This is a genomic window from Archangium primigenium, assembly GCF_016904885.1.
GTDB lineage: Bacteria > Myxococcota > Myxococcia > Myxococcales > Myxococcaceae > Cystobacter > Cystobacter primigenius.
On sequence record NZ_JADWYI010000001.1, the window covers coordinates 1480221 to 1497692 of the forward strand.

Sequence of the window (17472 nt, forward strand, 5' to 3'; positions counted from 1 at the left end):
ACGTTCCGGGAGTGACATGTCTGTCTTCTCCCCGCAAGTCGACCCGGAGGCAACAACCGATGCGTTGCCTCCGGGGCAACACCAGACAGGGCACGCGGTGCTCAGCGCGCTCCGGCGCGCGTCACGGCGTCTGGACGATGCGCGCCTTGATGCGCTCGCTGTTCGTGGTCGCCGAGAGGTCGGTGCTCCGGTAGACCACGAGCGAGTTCTGTCCGCCCATGGAGGTCAGCGCGGGCGAACTCTCCCCGAGCGGCCCGGCCGCGATGGCGAAGCCCTGGGGGTCCATCAGCGTGCCGGTATTGCTCACCCGCGCCCCATAGATGTCGCTCAGGTACTGGCCCGTGCGGTGGTCCTCCCAGGCCACGAGGAAGCTGTCCCCGTCATGGGTCACCGTGGGGCTGGACTTGAAGTCCGGGGTGGGCATCGTGAGGGGGGAGAGGGCGATGCCGCTCGTGTCGAGCACCGTGCCCGTGCTGTCCACCCGGGCCCCGTAGATCTCCGGGCGGCCCACGCGCGAGTCCTCCCACACCACCAGGAAGTGCATCCCGTTGTGGGTGAGGGCGGGGTACTCCTGGGGGCCCGTGGCGGTGGAGAGGGCGATGCCGCTCGTGTCGAGCACCGTGCCCGTGCTGCTCACCCGGGCCGCGTAGATGTCGTTGTCCGCGTTGCGACCGTCCTGCCAGACGACCAGGAAGTTGGTGCCGTTGTGGGCGACCTGGGGCCTGCGCTTGAGGCCGGTCGCGGTGGAGAGGGCGATGCCGCTCGTGTCGAGCACCGCGCCCGCGCCACTCACGCGCGTGCCGTAGATGTTGTCTTGCCCGTTGCGGCCATCCTCCCAGACGACCAGGAAGTTCGCCCCGTCGTGGGCCACGGCGGGATACGTCAGGTTCGCGTCCTGGCTGGCGAGGTCGATGGGCGTGGTGTCCACCACGCTGCCCGTGGCGCTCACCCGCGCGCCCCGGATGCCCTGGGACGTGCCGCCGTAGTACTCCTGCCAGACGACCAGGAAGTTCGTGCCGTCGTTCGCCACGGCGGGGAACATGGCGTAGGCATTGCTGACGGTCGAGAGGCGCAGGCCGCTCGGGTCGAGCACCGTGCCCGTCTCACTCACGCGGGTGGCGTAGATGTCCGAGCCGGTGTGGCGGTCATCCTGCCAGACGACGAGGAAGTTCGTCCCATCGTGGGCCAACACGGGGGCCTCCTGCGTGTTGGCGGCCTTGGACAGCGGCAGGGCGGGGGTGTCCAGCGGCACACCCAGCCCGGTCACCCGCGTGGCCATGATGTCGGTGCCGTTGGCGATGCCGTAGCTGCTCCACACGGCCAGGAGGTTCGTTCCATCGCTGGCCAGCGCGACATCGTTCATGAAACTGAAGAAGGTGCCAAGGTTCAGCGTGCTCGAGTTGAGCACGGTGCCCGTGTTGCTCAACCGGGCCCCGGAGATGGTGTAGAACAGGAAGTCCTGCCACACCACGACGCAGTCCGTGCCCACACGGGCCACGCGGGGCCGACGCTGGGGGCCGCTGCTGACGTCGAGGGCAATGCCGCTGGGGTTGCGCACCACGCCCGTGGCGCTCACCCGCGCGCCATAGATGTCGGCGTTGCCATGGCGCGCGTCCTCCCAGACCACCACGAAGTCCGAGCCGTTGTAGGCCACCGAGGGACGCTCCTGCGCCCCGACGGCCACGGAGATGAGGATGCCGTTGGTGTTGAGCACCGTGCCCGCGCCGTTCACCCGCGCGCCGTAGATGTCGAAGACGCCGCTGCGCGCGTCCTGCCAGACGACGAGGAAGTTCGTGCCGTTGTGGGCCACCGCGGGGGCCATCTGGTCACTGGCGGCGGTGGAGATGGGAATGCCCGAGGGGTCCAGCACCGCGCCCGAGCCATCCACCCGCGCGCCATAGATGTCGGCGTTGTTGTTGCGGTGGTCCTGCCAGACGACGAGGAAGTTCGTGCCGTCATGGGCGAGAGCGGGCGCGTACTTGAGGCTGGTGGTCGTGGAGATGGCGATGCCCGTGGGGTCGAGCACCGTGCCCGCGCCGCTCACCCGGGTGCCACGCAGGGTGAACGCGTTGTTGACCCAGACGACGAGGAAGTTCGTCCCGTCGTGGGCCACGGTGGGGGAGGACATGCCGTCGGAGGTGGGGGACAGGCGGATGCCCACCGGGTCCAGCAGGGTGCCCGCGCTGTTCACCCGCACGCCGTAGAGCGTATTCGAGATGTGGCGGCCGTCCCGCCAGACGACGAAGTAGTTCGTCCCATCGTGGGCCACGGTGGGGTTGTCCTGGGAGTTCCACGCGATTCCCGTGACCGGCGTGTCCATGCCGAACTCTGGGGAGACGATGGGGTCGAGCACCGTGGGATAGGCGGAGGCGTCCACGACGGACGCGGGGACACGCAGCACGATGGCGTCGCCCTCGAAGCGGGCGGGCACGGGGGTGCGCTCACCGCGCGCGTCCACCCAGGTGCCATGGCCATAGCGCACGCCCGGGCCCGTGCTGCCCTCGGCGAAGTGCAGGCCGCCGTCCGTCTCGCCGAGGAACCGCCCGCCCTCCACGGGGACGCGGACCTCGAGCGCGTCCGTGCCCGCGGGCCGCCGCGCGAAGTGCCAGCTCTGCTCGACGCCGTCCGCTCCGTTGCGCAGGTGCTCCACCACCGCGCCGCGCGAGATGCGCAGCTCGCCCGACTCCTCCACGAAGCCCTGGCCCGCCAGGCCGGAGAGCACCTCGCCGCCCCGGCTCACCCGGGCCGCGCCCAGGTGCAGCGGCGTGCCTTCCACGGCCGCCGTCGCGGCCCCCCGAGCGTGCTCCGCGGGCTCCGCCGTGCGCGGATGGTGGTAGGGCGTGAAGCTCAGGCCGCGCACATCCGCGCGCACCGCGTAGGTGTCATGGCTGGCCCGCCAGGCCGAGCCGTCGGCGCGGAAGGTGAAGTGCACCCGGTCCATGATCTTCTGCACGTCGAAGGGGGCCTGAGGCGCGCCTGCCTCCACGGGCGCGGCGGGGGGCGGGGGCGTGTCATGCCCACAGCCCGAGAGAACACACGCCACGAGCATGCTCGCGGCCCAACCCCTGGATGTCTTGAAGCCCATCGTCATCATCACGCCTTGTCCACCGGGAGCGGGTCCGTCCACCACGGCCCGGAAAACCCTGGCCCGGAACGGACACCCTACGTTCCGGGAGTGACATGGCTGTCTTCACGAGGCGAGTTGCCTCCAGGGCAACACCAGACAGGACGCGCGGCGCTCAGTTCGCGCCGGTGAGCGTCACCGCGTAAGGGCTCTTCCACCCGTCGTCGAAGTGCGCGAGCACGGCGTCGTACATCGGGTGGCTCGTGCCGCTCTCCTCGCCCAGGCGCACGAAGAGGTCGTCGCCGCCGGTGAGGCTGCCCGGGCTGAAGTTGTGCGAGCCGGTGTAGACCCGGTACGCCCAGGACGAAGTGCCCGCCTTCTTCGCGGAGATGGCGATGAGCTTGTCGTGCACGCGATCCGTGCCGGAGATCTTCAGCGCCTTGAGGGGGATGCCCGCGGCCTTGAGCCGGTCGTACTCCGTCTGCTCCACGTGGTTGCCGATGATGGCCACGTCGCAGCCGCCACTCTTCATCTTGGCCAACTGCTGCGTCACCGCGCGGCGCTCGTAGGTGAAGTGCGGGTTGATGACACGCACCACGCAGCCCGCGGACGGCGTCCACACGTCCGCGTCGATGCGCTGGACCACGAGATCGCTGGTGAGCTCGGGTGAGGCATACACACTCGCCGAGGCGTCCATGTAGAAGCCGCGCGCCGGGGACAGGTCGGTGTTGTAGTAGTCCGAGTAGCGCGGGCTCATGGCATACATGTTCTCCAGGTAGTCCCGCATGAAGTTGTAGAGGTCCTGGTTGCCGTAGAGCGTGGCGGAGTTGTTGAAGCCCGCGTTGCCGTCCGGCCCGTTGGTCATGTTGTACGAGCCCACCCAGACCACGTACGTCGTGGTGGCCGTCTCGCCCGGGTAGGTGGTGCGACTGAAGGTCCACGCCTTGGTGTGCGCGGCGCCGCCGTTGGAGCTGATGCAGCCCGTGGAGGTGGGGCAGACCTTCTTCTGGGTGAGCTGGTCGAGCTGGGCGCGCGCGGCGCTGCCCGCGGCGGGAACGCCCGCGCCCCCGTCGATGCTCACCTGCACGACGGCGCCGCGCTTCTGGGCCCGCACGAGCGCGGCGGGGATGGCCGACTCGGCGTCCGCCAGCGCGTACCACGTGCCCCGGATGTACGAGCCCGCGGGCACGTTGTCGATGAGGCGCACGAGCTCGTTGCGCAGGGTGAGGTCTCGCGTCCCGTCCCCGGCGGCCACGCAGGGCGCGAGCGGGTTGTTGAAGTGGAGGATCGTCCGCACGCCGCCGGACAGGGCCCGCGTCTCACAGGTGCTCGCCGCCTGGCGGACTTGGACCGGTGCGTCGAGCGGGCCACCCGCCTCCTCCACGCCACAGGCGAGCACGAGCGCTCCGCCCATGCCCACGAGCACCCGCCGCGCCCGCTCCCGTCGATTCATCCGCTCCATGTGTGCACCCTCGCGACCCGTGGTTCACTTTTCCTTTTATTTCCTGGAAAAGTGGTTTAGTTGGTATTCGCCTCCAGAATAGGAGGTCCTGACTTCCCAGGAGGAAGCCTACATGAACTCGCGATTCTTGAATGGCGTGGTGGCCGCCGTGGTCGTGGCGTCCGCGCCGAGCGCCTTCGCGCTCACGCCGGCGGAGAAGGACCTAGCGTTCAGCTCCTACAACAACGCCTTCTACGTCGCGAACAACGGCAACGGCTATTACGTGCTCGACACGGCCCGCAGGGTGCCGACCCGGTTCGACTTCTGGCGTGTCTGCGAGCAGATCGAGGCGGCCGAGGACGCCTTTGATCGCACGCGCAGCGCGGGCCACCGCGACCTGGTCTTCTCCCTGCTCAACGGCCTGAACAACGTGGTCAGTGGCACCACGGACTTCGCCTCGTGGAACGAGTACAACGACGACGTCATGTGGGCGGTCATCGCCCTGACGCGGGGCTATGAGATCACCGGCCACCGTCCGTTCCTGGACCAGGCGCAGTGGCAGTTCAACAAGGTCTGGGACCGGGCCTGGGACAGCAAGCTGGGCGGCGGCCTGTGGTGGCGCACGGACAACCAGACCAAGAACGCGTGCGTGAACGGTCCGGCCACCATCGCGGCGATGCTGCTCGCGCGCAACACGGTGAACACCGGCTACCGGGCGCAGGCGGATCAGATCTACAACTGGCTGCGCGCCACGCTGGTCAATTCCTCCACGGGCCAGGTGGCCGACCACATCCAGGCCAACGGCACCAAGGTCTGGTGGGCCTTCACCTACAACCAGGGCACCTTCGCGGGCGCCTCGGCGCTGCTCTACCAGGCCACGGGCAATACGAGCTACCGCGACGTGGGCGGACAGGCGGTGCGGTGGACCCGGAGCAACCTCACCGGCCAGCACATCGCCGACATCCTCAACGACGAGTACGACGCCAACGGCGGCAGCGGCGACACCGCCGGCTTCAAGGGCGTGTTCGTGCGCTGGGCGAGCCGGTGGGCCGGCGCGGCCAACGACTCGGGCATCAAGACGTGGCTGGCCAACAACTCCAACACCGCCTGGTCCTACCGCAACTCCTCCGGCCTGATGTGGGGCCAGTGGTGGCGGCGCACCCCGGACAACTACGTCACGTCCTGGGAGTCCTCTCCCGGCCTGGCCGTCTCGCAGATTCCGTACTGAGCACGCCCGCCTCGGCGTGTCCTCCGTTGGACGCGCCGAGGCCCGGTGTGACGCGCTTCACATGCCCGGGGTGGGCGCCGTGCTTCTCCTCCGATGAGCTTGGAGGAGACCGTGATGCGCATCGTGACGAAGCCCTGGCGACTGGCGGGCGTGCTCGCCGTCCTGACGTTGTTGCCCCACTGCCACGGGGAGCAGACCCCCGAGGCCCGTACCCCTCCCGCGCTCGCGCGCCCGGAAGCCGTCGTGGACCCGGCCCGGAAGACGCCGGGCGAGGCGCCCTGCCCGGGGCTCGTGGCCGCGTGTGGCGAGGTGTTCGTTCCCCCCGCCGACGTCTGTAGCGCCGGAGGCTGGTGCTGGACGAGCCCCCGCCTGCCCACGGACACCCTGGTGGATGCGTGGGCGCTGGGCGACACGAACGCACTGGCGGTGGGCGCCCCGGGCTTCGTGCTGCATTGGTGGGGACAGGACTGGCGCTACCTGCCCAGCGGCACGTCCCATCCCCTGTTCGCCGTCTGGGGCTCGGGCCCCACGGATGCGTGGGCGGTGGGCCTGGAGGGCACCATCGTCCACTGGAATGGGTTCGTCTGGACGCAGGTGCGCACGGGCGGCGCGCACCTGTACACCGTGTTCGGCACGGGTCCGGACAACGTGTGGGCGGGCGGGAGCGCGGGCACCCTGCTGCACTGGGACGGGGTGCGCTGGCACGAGCTGTCGAGCGGAACGGACGGGGCGATCTACTCCCTCTGGGCGAGCGGCGGCTCGGACGTGTGGACCCTGGTGTTTCCGCCCGGGGAGGATGCGCCGAACCTGGTCCGGCGCTGGAATGGCCAGACCTGGTCCACCGTGTTGTCCACGACGTCCCAGCCGTGGAGCCTCTGGGGCTTTGGCCCCGACGATGTCTGGGTGGCGGGCGCCCGCGGTCTGCTCCGGCATTGGACGGGAACGGCCTGGCACCAGGTACCGGGCACGAGCTCGAACGACTTCTTTGGCCGGGTGCGGGGCCGGGTGCCCGGGCAGCTCTGGGTGGCGGGAGACCTGCTGTGGCGGCTCGACGGCGAGACGCTGCGGCGCCAGGCGTATGACTCCGATCGCACGCGCTCGTTCAACGCCATCGCGCTCGGGAGTCAGGGCCCCGTGCTCGCCGTGGGCACCGCGGGCGCCTTCATGCGCTACCAGGGCAACGACCAGTGGGCCATCCAGGCGTCCGCCGAGGGACGGATCCTCTCGCCGACCGTGGTGGGCGTCTGGGCCCACTCGCCGACGGAGGCCTGGGTCGCGCGCGACGATGGCACGGTGCTTCGGTGGGATGGCGTCGAGTGGAGCGTGGTGCCGGGGACGCCGTGGATGTCCATGCAAGCGATCTCGGGCAGCTCGCCCACGGATGTCTGGGTGGCGGGACGTGCCCCCAACTCCACGCCCGTGCTCGCGCGCTTCGACGGGCAGCAGTGGACCCAGACCTCCGTGCCCGGTGCGTGGGAGGGGATTGTCCGGAAGGTCTGGGCGCACCACGCCCACGCGGCCTGGGCCCTGAAGGACCTGGGAACCGTCCTGCGCTGGAATGGACAGTCCTGGAGCGAGGTCCTGAAGCTCGACCGGAGGCTCCAGGCCGTGCACGGCTCCAGCGAGGACGATGTCTGGGCCGTGGGCGACTCCGGAGCGCTGTTCCACTGGAACGGCCAGCGCTGGGTGGACCACGGCTTCGAGGGCCCCGACCTCCGGGCCGTCTGGGCATTCGGTCCGGAGGACGTGTGGGTCGCGGGTCTGGACCGCTCCCTCTGGCATTGGGACGGGCAGCGGGTGCGCCGCGTGGACACGGCGGAGCCCCTCTTCGTGACCGCCTTCTTCGGGCGGAGCCCCACGGACCTCTGGGCCGTGGGCGAGCTGGGGGTCATCGCCCATTGGGACGGGCAGGCGTGGACCCGGGTGCCGAGCGGCACCCGCCAGAGTCTGCTCGGCGTCTGGGGCGCGGAAGATCACCTGTTCGCCGGGGGCCAGGGGACCGTCCTCATGCGCCGCGACTAGCGCTCGCGCAGCGGCGTGTCGCCGTAGCCCGTCAGCTCCACGTAGCCCTGGCCCTTCACGGGCGCGCCGCCGTGCGTGCCCGTGAGGCCCACCGCGCCCTCCCAGTAGCGCACGCTCACCGGCAGCTCCTGGTCGGCGAGCGCGGGCACGACGTCGAGGGCCAGCCCCTGGGCGGGCACCTCGAGCCGCCAGCGCGCGGGGTACTCCACCGCGCTGCGCGGACTCTTCCACGTGCCCTTCACCTCCAGGCGCACGTCCTCCCGGGTCAGGTGCACGGGCTCGCCCCGGGCGGGGACATAGGTGCCCGCGGTGAAGGGGTCCACCGTGCCGTCCCGGTGGCGCAGTTGGTAGTACATGAGCTCGCTCCCGTCCGAGAGCTGGAGCGAGAACCAGTCCCAGCCCACCTGCTCCCGGCCGAGCGACGACGTGCTCCACTCGCGGTCCATCCAGCTCTCGCCGGTGACGTCGTACGCGCGGCCCTCCACCGTCACCTGTCCGTGCGTGGGCATGCGGGTGAGCGAGTAGTAGTAGGAGGCCTGGCCCGGCCTGGCGCCCTTCTGGCTCAACCCCCGGTCGCCCTGAAGCACGGGCGGCTTGCCCGGCTCCAGCACGAGCGACAGCGCGATGTCCCCACGCCGTGCGGTGAGCCGCAGGGGCGGGGTGCCCTCGCCCACGGCCTCCGCGCTCCAGTCCTCCAGCCACACCCGGAAGGGCTCGGCCCGCGCGCCCGCGAGCCCCAGGGCGCTCCGGCTGAAGCGCTCGAAGGCGTGAAAGCGCCCGGTGGCGAGGTCCGACAGCGTCAGGTGCCCCATGTAGATCTGCCGCGCGCTCCACGCGGAGCTTCCCTGGGGCGCGCCGGGGGCCAGCGCGGTGCGGAACAGGGTGAACTGGTAGCCGAAGCCGTGGCCGTCCGCCGTGGCCAGGTGGCCCGTCCAGTACCACCACTCGGTGCGGAAGTCCGGGTGGGGGCCGTGGTCCTCGGGGAAGTGGAACGTCCGGGGCCCGAGGGCGCGCGCGTAGCCTTCCAGCGCGAGCGCGGGGTCGCCGAGCGCGTCCGCCACCGTCATCGTCGGGGCCGGAGCGGGGGGCGGGGCGGCCTCCCGCGTCACCCAGGCGGCGCCCGCGCCGAGCGCGCCGAGCACCATCCCCACGCCGAGAATCAGACCGAGGCCTTGTCGCATCACTCCTCCCTCAACGCCCGCGCGGGGTTGGCGCGCGACATCTTCCAGGACGGGTACAGGCCCGCGAGCGCCGCGGCCAGCAGGGCGAGGCCCAGCGCCTGGAGCAGCACCTCGGGGGCGACCACCAACTGCAAGGACCAGCCGAAGGAGCGCTGGTTGATGACGTGCACGAGCACGTACGCGAGCGCCACGCCCAGGGGCAGCGCGAACAGGCCCGCGAGCACCCCGAGCAGGCCCGTCTGCAAGGACACGAGCGCCCAGAGCTGGCGCGGGGTGAGCCCGGTGGCGCGCAGCACGGCGAACTCCCGGGCGCGCTCGAGCTGCAGGGCCATGAGCGCGCTGAGCACGCCCACGAAGGCCACGCCGATGGCGAGCAGCCGCAGCACGTGGGTGATGGTGAAGGTGCGATCGAACACCTCCAGGCTCGTGGCGAGCAGCGCGCGGTTGGAGCGCAGGGTGAGCTCCTGCTCGCCCGCGACGCGCTCGCGCACCCGGGCGATCAGCGCATCCACGTCCTCGCCCGGCGCGGCGTACAGGGCCACGCCACTCACGCGCCCGTCCTCGAAGTGCGCGAGCCACGTGGCGCGCGTCATCAGCACCGTGCCCGCGTCCGAGCCATAGTCGTAGTACACGCCCACCACCCGGAAGGACGCGGGGCCTTTGTCCGTGGCCAGCTCCACCCGGCCCCCCACACCCACGCGGCGATGGAAGGAGAAGGGCTCGGAGACGATGACGGCGTCGGGTGCGTCCAATTCCTTCCACACGGTGGCGGGGTCGCCCGCCTTGAAGCGGTAGGGCCGCGCCGTCGTGCCCCCGAAGTCCACCGCGCGCACGTCCGTGAGGATGCCGCCCACGCGCACCTGGGCCGAGCGCAGCGTGCTGCTGCTGGCCACGCCCGGGGTGTCGCGCACGCGCTCGGCCAGGCCGGGCAGGAAGGCCGCGCCCCCGCGCCGGGCCACGAGCGAGGGCGGGGACACGTACACGTCCGCCATGAGCGACGAGCCGAGCCAGTCCGCCACCGTGCCCCGGAAGCTCGTCACCATCAGCCCCACGCCCACGGTGGTGGCCACCGCCACCATCAGCGCCGCGAGCGCCACGGCGGTGCGGCTCAGGCTCGCCGTCACGCCCCGCGCCGCCATGCGCCCGAGCAGCCCGAAGGCCCGGCCCAGCGGCCCGGCCGCGCCGTGGGCCAGGAGCGCCGTGAGCCCGGGCACCAGGAGCGACGCGCCGAGCAACACGGAGAAGAGGCCCGCGTAGGCGGGAAGCAGCTCGGGCGTGGGCAGCAGCAACAAGCCCGTGCCGACGAGCAGCACGAGCCCGCCCGCGAGCGCGAGGCGGGGCGCCCGGCCGCGCGTCACGTCCTCCAGGGTGGAGCGGCGCAGGGTGATGGCGGGGGCGGAGCGGGCCGCCTCCCACGCGGGCCGCAACGCGGCGGCGAGCGTGGCGCCCAGGCCGAGCAGCAGCCCCTTGCCCAGGGTGAAGGGCTCCAGGGCGAGCCCGCGCACGCTCACGGCCATGTAGAGGTCGTTGATCGTCTGGGTGACGAGCACCACCAGGCCCCGCCCGAGCAGGATGCCCAAGAGCAGGCCGCCCACGGTGCCCACCAGGCCCAGCACGCCGGCCTCGCCGAGCACCAGCGTGAACAGCTCGCCCCGGGTGACGCCGAGCGCGCGCAGTCGACCGAGCTGCTCGCGCCGCTGCACCACGGAGAACGTCATGGTGTTGTAGATGAGGAAGGTGCCCACCACGAGCGCCAGCAGCGACAAGGCCGTGAGGTTGGTGCGAAACGCGCGGGTCATCTGCGCCACGGCGTTGCCCCGCGCCTGGGCGCGGGCGACCTCCACGCCCTCGGGCAGCCGGAGGCCCGCGAGCGTGGCCTCGGCCGTGGCCTCCGGCAGGAGGAGGTCGATGCGCGTGAGGCGCCCCTCCTGTCCGAGCAGTTCCTGCGCGGTGGACACGTCCGTGAGGATGAGGCCCTCCATGGCCCGCGCGGTGCCCTCGTCCCCGGGCTCCAGCACGGCGAGCACCCGCAGCCGCTTCGCCACGCCCTCCACGCTCACCTCCAGCGCGTCGCCGGCCTTCACCTCGAGGGCCCGCGCGGTGCGTTGGGTGAGCAGGGTGGCGCCGGGCTCGGTGAGGAAGGCGCCCAGGTCCACCTGGGCCTGGGACTGGGGCACGTAGGCGCGGAAGGGCGCCTCGGCGAGCGGATCCACGCCCAGCACCGTGAGCGAGCGCCGGTCCCCGCCAAGCGCGCGCACGCTGCCCTCCAGCACGGGCGCGGCCACGGGGGCGTCGGGCCGCAGCCGCAGGTCGCGGTACACCGACTCGGGCAGTCCCGTGGGGCCGCCGATGAGCTGGTGCGTGGCCCGGCCCGTCACCGTGTCCGTGGAGCGCTCGAAGGCCCGGAGCGCGCTCGCGTTGGCCAGGTCGATGGACACCACCACCGCCACGCCCAGCGCGATGCCCAACAGCGACAGCGCGGTGAGCCACGGGTGGGCGCCCAGGTGGCGCAGGCTCGCGCGCGCGAGCAGCCGCCGGCTCACGGGCGCACCGCCTGCTCCACGAGCCGCCCCGCCTCCAGCCGCAGCACCCGGTGGGCGCGCGCCATCAGGCCCGGATCATGGGTGACGATGAGCGCGCACACCCGCTCGCGGCGCGTGAGGTCCTCCAGGAGGTCCAACACCTTGCGCCCCGTGACCTCGTCGAGGTTGCCCGTGGGCTCGTCCGCCAGCAGCAGGGGCGGGGCATGGGCGAGCGCGCGCGCCACCGCCACGCGCTGCTGCTCGCCGCCGGACAGCCGGTCCGGGAAGCTCGCGGCGCGGGTGTCCAGGCCCACCGTGGTCAAGAGCGCGCGCACCCGCTCGCGCGCGTCCGGGCCCGTGCGCCCCGTGAGCTCCAAGGGCAGGAGGATGTTCTCCTCCACCGTGAGCGTGGGCAGCAGGTTGAAGGCCTGGAAGATGAAGCCGACGCGCTCACGGCGCAGCAGCGTGCGCGCGTGCTCGCTCATGCCGCCCAGGTCCCGCCCCGCCACCTTCACCGTGCCGCGCGTGGGCGAGTCGATGCCGCTGATGAGGTTGAGCAGGGTGGACTTGCCCGAGCCACTTCGGCCGAGCAGCACGGTGAATTCTCCCTCGCGCAGGGTGAGGTTCGTGCCCGCGAGCACCTCGCGCACGGCATCACCCTCGGCGTAGGACTTGGAGACCTCGTGGAGCTCGACGACGGGGGCGGAGGCGGACATTCCGGGAAGTGCTAACGCGGATGCCCGCCGCATGCACGCGCCGTGTGGGATTCAGGCCTCCGGGGGCGTGCTCAGCGCGCGCAGCTTCTCCACGTCGAGGATCTCGATCTCCCCGTAGCGCAGCTGGATGGCTCCCTGGGCCTCCAGGTTCTTGAGGAGCTGGTTGGTCGTCTGCCGGGAGATGCCGAGCATCATCGCGAGCTGCTCCTGGCTCACCCCGATGACCCGGCTGCCGGGGCCGTGCCGGTCCCCGTAGTTCTGGAGGATGTGTAGCAGGCGTCGGGAGAGCCGGATGGACACGGGCAGGAGCGCCGTCTCGTCCACTCCCAGGAGCACCGTGCGCATCTGCTGGGCCATGAGCCGGCCGAACTCGAACCAATAGGCGGGCTCCTGCTGGAGCAGCGTGTCCAGCGCGGGCTTCGGCACGTGCACGACGACACAGGGCCCGTCCGCGATGGCGTCATGCGTGCGGGGCAGGTTGTCGAACAGGGAGATCTCCCCGCTCCACGAGGGCGGCTCCAACAGCAGGAGCAGGGCCTCCTTGCCCGAGGGCCCCACGCTGCGCAGTTGCAGCGCCCCGTCCACCATGCCGTGCAGGCCGTTGGGCGCGTCTCCCCGGGAGAACAGGTGCTGGCCCGCCTTGAGGGTCCGGACCCCCGCCGCGCGCAGCAGCTTCTCCTGGAGCGGCGGGGGCATGGCGCGAAACCAGCTGCCGGTGCGGAACAGCTCCAGGTAGTCGATTGCCGAGCGTTCGGGCTTCATGTCGGACGGCGGCCTTTCCGGGCACTGTTTGACGACTCTGTCGCGACGGCGACAGAGTTCTGGGTGGGGCGTTCCCATGATTCTCCCCGGATCCGAGCCCGCAGGAGAAGCGATGAGCAAGCCCCAGCGTTCACCCGAAGTGATCATCCCTCAGCCCCGTGTGCGTCCCATCGTGGGCAACGCGCCGGACCTGGGCTTCGAGACGCCCATGCAGAACCTGATGAAGCTGGCGCGCGAGCTCGGCTCCATCTTCCGGCTGTCGATGCCGGGGGGCCGCGACGTGCTGGTGATCAGCTCCCACGAGCTGGTGGCCGACGCGTGCGACGAGAGCCGCTTCGACAAGAAGGTGAGCGCCTCGCTCACGCAGATCCGCGAGTTCGCCGGGGACGGCCTCTTCACCGCGCACACGAGCGAGCCCAACTGGGGCAAGGCGCACCGGCTGCTGATGCCGGCCTTCGGCCCCGCGGCGATGCGCGACTACCACGACGCGATGCTCGACGTGGCGGACCAGATGCTCACGCGCTGGGAGCGCTTCGGCCCCGACGAGGTGCTCGACGTGCCGGACAACATGACGCGGCTCACGCTGGACACCATCGCGCTGTGTGGCTTCGGCTACCGCTTCAATTCCTTCTACCGCGAGGAGCAGCACCCCTTCGTCGAGTCCATGGTGCGCGCGCTGGCCGAGGCGGGGGCCCGCACGCGCCGCGTGCCCCTGCAGAACCAGCTGATGCTGCGCACCCAGCGCCAGTTCAAGGCGGACGCCCACCACATGCACGAGGTGACGCGCGAGCTCATCGCCCAGCGCCGCAAGCTGCCCCCCGAGCAGGCGCCGAGGGATCTGCTCGGGCTGATGCTCACCGCGAAGGATCCGCTCACGGGCGAGGGCCTGGACGACGACAACATCCGCAACCAGCTGGTGACGTTCCTCATCGCGGGGCACGAGACCACGAGCGGCCTCTTGTCCTTCGCGCTCTACTTCCTCCTGCGCCACCCGGAGGTGCTCGAGAAGGCCACCGCGGAGGTGGACCGGGTGCTGGGCACGGAGACGCCGCGCTTCGAGCAGGTGACCCAGCTGCGCTACATCGATCAGATTTTGCGCGAGACCCTGCGCCTGTGGCCCACCGCGCCCGCCTTCACCCTCCAAGCCAAGGAGGACACGCTGCTCGGGGGCCTCTACCCGGTGGGGCCGGAGGACATGCTCATCGTGCTGAGCCCCTCGCTGCACCGCGACCCCGCGGTGTGGCGCGACCCCGAGCGCTTCGACCCCGAGCGCTTCGCCCCCGAGGTGCGCGACCGCATCCCCACGCATGCGTGGAAGCCGTTCGGCAATGGCCAGCGCTCGTGCATCGGCCGGGCGTTCGCGCTCCAGGAGGCCACGCTGGTGCTGGGCATGCTCCTGCAGCGCTTCCACGTCACCGAGCCCGCGCCCTACGCGCTGCACGTGCGCGAGACGCTCACGCTCAAGCCCGAGGGCCTGAGGATCCGCGCGCGCGTGCGCCAGAACGTCTCGCGCTCGCTCACCACGAGGGCCGCGCCCGCGCCCGCGGCGACGCCCGCCCAGGGCCCCGGGCGCGGGGCCGCGCACGGCACGCCGCTGCTCCTGCTCTACGGCTCCAACTCGGGGGCCTCGGAGGCCTTCGCCCGGCGCATCGCGAGTGACGGGCTCGCGCGCGGGTACGCCGCCCGGGTGGCGCCGCTGGACGAGGCCACGGGCAAGCTGCCCAAGGAGGGCGCGGTGGTGCTGGTGACGGCCTCCTACAATGGCCAGCCGCCGGACAACGCGCGGGGCTTCCACGCCTGGATCTCCCACGTGCCCGCGGGCTCGCTGCTCGGCGTGCGCTACGCGGTGTTCGGCTGCGGCAACCGGGACTGGGCGGCCACCTACCAGGCCATTCCCACGCACTTCGACGAGCGGCTGCACGCGGCCGGCGCCGAGGCGCTGCTCGCGCGGGGCGAGGCGGACGCGCGGGGGGACTTCTTCGGCGACTTCGAGCAGTGGTACGCGCCCTTCTGGACCCGGGTGGGCGAGGCGCTCGGGGTGAGCGCGGGCACGGTGGACGCGGGCCCGCTCTACCACGTGGAGGTGGTGCCCTCGGCGAGCCTGGAGCTGGTGGCGCAGAACCAGCTCGGCATGTCCACGCTGCTGGAGAACCGGGAGCTGGTGGACATGACGTCGCCGCTCGGCCGCTCCAAGCGCCACCTGACGTTCCGCCTGCCCGAGGGCGTGACGTACGCGGCCGGGGACTACCTGGCGGTGCTGCCGGAGAACCCCCCGGCGCTCGTGGAGCGCGCGGCGCGGCGCTTCGGCGTGCGTCCGGACGCGGCCGTGGTGCTGCGCTCCACGCGCGGGGCCATGGCGGCGTCCCTGCCCACCGAGCGCCCCGTGTCCGTGCAGGAATTGCTGGGCCGCCACGTGGAGCTGTCCGCCCCCGCCACGCGCAAGGACCTGGAGCGGCTCGCGGCGGTGAACCCGTGCCCGCCGCACGCCCAGCACCTGCTCGCGCTCGCCCGGGACCCCGCGCGCTACACGGCCGAGGTGCTCGACAAGCGCGTGAGCGTGTTGGACCTGTTGGAGCAGTACGCGTCCTGCCTGCTGCCCTTCGCGGACTTCCTCGAACTCTTGCCCGCCATGCGCGTGCGCCAGTACTCGGTGTCCTCCTCTCCGCGGGCGGACCCCACCCAGTGCTCGCTCACGGTGGCGGTGGTGGACGCGGAGGCCTGGAGCGGCCAGGGGCGCTTCCACGGCACGTGCTCGAGCTACCTGGCGCGGCTGCGGCCGGGCGACGCGGTGGCCGTGGCGGTGCGCACGCCCAACGCGCCCTTCCACCCGCCGGCCTCCAACGCCACGCCCGTGGTGATGATCGGCGCGGGCACGGGGCTCGCGCCCTTCCGGGGCTTCATCCAGGAGCGCGCCCTGCGGCACGCGAGCGGCGAGCCGTGCGGCCCGGCGCTGTTCTTCTTCGGCTGCGATCACCCGGACGTGGACTTCCTCTACCGCGAGGAGCTGGCCACCTGGGAGCGCGAGGGCGTGGTGAAGGTGCTGCCGGCCTTCTTCCGCCAGCCGGAGGGCGAGGTGCTGTTCGTGCAGCACCGGCTGTGGCGGGAGCGCGAGCAGGTGAAGGCGCTGCTGGCCCAGGGCGCCACGGTGTTCCTGTGCGGGGATGGCCGGCGCATGGCGCCCGCGGTGCGCGAGACGCTGGCGCGCATCCGCCAGGAGACGGTGAACGGCTCGCCCGAGGAGGCCGCGCACTGGCTCGGGGAGATGGAGAAGCAGGGGCGGCTGGTGGCGGACGTGTTCGCCTGACGGACGGCCCGCGGCTCAGAGCGCCTGGGCCGCGGCGGCCGCGTGGGCGTCGTCTTCCTGGCGCACGCCATCGAAGAAGTCGCCGATCTCCGCGAGCAGCCGGGGCGCTTCCACGTCCCTCGGCATGATGTGGTAGCCCGTGGCCATGGACAGCAGCCGCACCTTGGGCGCGGCGGTGAGGCCCTCGGCCACGAGCCGTCCGCCCGCGGGGTCCACCACGTGGTCCTGCTGGGACATGGCCACGAGCGTGGGGCAGCGCACCCGGGCCAGGGCCGCCAGGGCCAGGTCCTGCAAGGACCACAGGTCCTGCAGGCGCGCGGACGGGAAGGCGGGCAGGATGGGCGCCTCGGCGAGCGCCGCCGGGTCCGACAGGTCCGTGCTCTCCTTGAGGATCCACGGCTTGAAGCGCTCGAGCAGGCCGTGGCGCCGCAGCCGCTTGAGCAGCCACATGTGCGCGCCGGTGAAGTGGATGGCCGGGGCCATGAGCGCCAGGCCGTGCACGTGCGCGGGGTGGCTCGCCGCGAGCAGCAGCGAGAGCAGGGCGCCCATGGACAGGCCCGCCACGAAGACGCGCCGGTGGCCGCGCAGCGACAGCAGGGCCTCGCTCGCCGCCCGGGTCCAGTCCTCGTGGGTGACGTCCAGCAGGGCCTCCGGGGTGGTGCAGTGTCCCGGCAGCTGGATGGCGCGCACGAACAGCCCCCGCGCCGCGAGCGCCTCGCCCAGGGGGCGGATCTCCCAGGGACTTCCCGTGAAGCCATGCAGGAGCAGACAGGCATCCTCGCCCGAGCCCAGGTCGAATGGCGCTGTCTTCAGGGCATCCATCCGCGCGTGCATGTGCTGACCAGTCTAGTCACGCGGGCCGCGCGGCGGTATGCCTCCCCCATGGCGGATGCCCCCAAACCCCCGGAAGCCTCCCTGGAGATTCAACTGGATGACGATGTGGCCAACGGTCAGTACGTGAACATGGCCCTCGTGAACCACACGGAGACGGAGTTCACCCTGGACTTCATCCACGTGCCCCCGCACCAGCCGCGCGCCAAGGTGCGCTCGCGCGTCATCCTCAACCCCAAGCACCTCAAGCGCCTGCTGGTGGCGCTCCAGGCCGGCGTGGCCAATTACGAGGCGCGCTATGGCCCCATCACCATGTCGGATGATGGCTCCTCCATGAATTGAGAAGGTTCGCGGGAATGACGGGAAGGCTGGCCTCTCGGCCCGGGTCGTCGCACACTCGC

11 protein-coding genes are annotated in these 17472 nt (G+C 71.7%); 4 read left to right on the forward strand and 7 right to left on the reverse strand.

The window, feature by feature from the left end; all coding sequences use genetic code 11:
- Positions 1-121 precede the first annotated feature (121 nt).
- Positions 122-3097, reverse strand: coding sequence for a TolB family protein (locus I3V78_RS06420; protein WP_204485431.1), 2976 nt, complete (start codon positions 3095-3097; stop codon positions 122-124).
- A gap of 142 nt (positions 3098-3239) precedes the next feature.
- The gene (locus tag I3V78_RS39050) at positions 3240-4517 is read right to left on the reverse strand and encodes a phospholipase D-like domain-containing protein (RefSeq protein ID WP_239576324.1); all 1278 of its coding nucleotides are present in this window, start codon (positions 4515-4517) and stop codon (positions 3240-3242) included.
- A 121-nt stretch (positions 4518-4638) separates the two neighbouring features.
- Here I3V78_RS39050 and I3V78_RS06435 point away from each other — a divergent pair, with 121 nt between their 5' ends.
- Both I3V78_RS06435 and I3V78_RS06440 read left to right on the forward strand, forming a co-directional pair.
- A complete protein-coding gene (locus I3V78_RS06435; protein WP_204485432.1) occupies positions 4639-5733 on the forward strand; it encodes a glycoside hydrolase family 76 protein in 1095 nt (364 codons plus the stop codon).
- A gap of 114 nt (positions 5734-5847) precedes the next feature.
- A complete protein-coding gene (locus I3V78_RS06440; protein WP_204485433.1) occupies positions 5848-7755 on the forward strand; it encodes a beta propeller repeat protein in 1908 nt (635 codons plus the stop codon).
- Here the strand turns inward: I3V78_RS06440 and I3V78_RS06445 are convergent.
- Genes I3V78_RS06445 through I3V78_RS06460 form a run of 4 tightly spaced genes read right to left on the reverse strand, consistent with a single transcriptional unit; the run spans position 7752 to position 12936 of the window.
- Positions 7752-8936: a lipocalin-like domain-containing protein gene (locus I3V78_RS06445; protein ID WP_204485434.1), complete on the reverse strand. Its 1185-nt coding sequence runs from the start codon at positions 8934-8936 to the stop codon at positions 7752-7754. The two genes, I3V78_RS06440 and I3V78_RS06445, sit on opposite strands and share 4 nt — an antisense overlap.
- The gene (locus tag I3V78_RS06450) at positions 8936-11479 is read right to left on the reverse strand and encodes an FtsX-like permease family protein (RefSeq protein ID WP_204485435.1); all 2544 of its coding nucleotides are present in this window, start codon (positions 11477-11479) and stop codon (positions 8936-8938) included. Before I3V78_RS06450 ends, I3V78_RS06445 begins: the two co-directional genes overlap by 1 nt.
- The gene (locus tag I3V78_RS06455) at positions 11476-12174 is read right to left on the reverse strand and encodes an ABC transporter ATP-binding protein (protein WP_204485436.1); all 699 of its coding nucleotides are present in this window, start codon (positions 12172-12174) and stop codon (positions 11476-11478) included. The genes I3V78_RS06450 and I3V78_RS06455 overlap by 4 nt, the downstream gene beginning before the upstream one ends.
- A gap of 51 nt (positions 12175-12225) precedes the next feature.
- The gene (locus I3V78_RS06460; protein WP_204485437.1) at positions 12226-12936 is read right to left on the reverse strand and encodes a Crp/Fnr family transcriptional regulator; all 711 of its coding nucleotides are present in this window, start codon (positions 12934-12936) and stop codon (positions 12226-12228) included.
- 112 nt (positions 12937-13048) lie between these two features.
- On the opposite strand from I3V78_RS06460, the gene I3V78_RS06465 reads away from it, so the two are divergent.
- Positions 13049-16240, forward strand: coding sequence for a bifunctional cytochrome P450/NADPH--P450 reductase (locus I3V78_RS06465; RefSeq protein WP_204485438.1), 3192 nt, complete (start codon positions 13049-13051; stop codon positions 16238-16240).
- Between the two features lie 15 nt (positions 16241-16255).
- On the opposite strand, the gene I3V78_RS06470 is transcribed toward I3V78_RS06465, so the two are convergent.
- Positions 16256-17074, reverse strand: coding sequence for an alpha/beta hydrolase (locus I3V78_RS06470; RefSeq protein ID WP_338023477.1), 819 nt, complete (start codon positions 17072-17074; stop codon positions 16256-16258).
- Between the two features lie 48 nt (positions 17075-17122).
- Here I3V78_RS06470 and I3V78_RS06475 point away from each other — a divergent pair, with 48 nt between their 5' ends.
- Positions 17123-17413 carry a DUF3467 domain-containing protein gene (locus tag I3V78_RS06475; RefSeq protein WP_204485439.1) on the forward strand — a complete coding sequence of 97 codons (291 nt, stop codon included), beginning with the start codon at positions 17123-17125 and terminating at the stop codon, positions 17411-17413.
- Positions 17414-17472 lie beyond the last annotated feature (59 nt).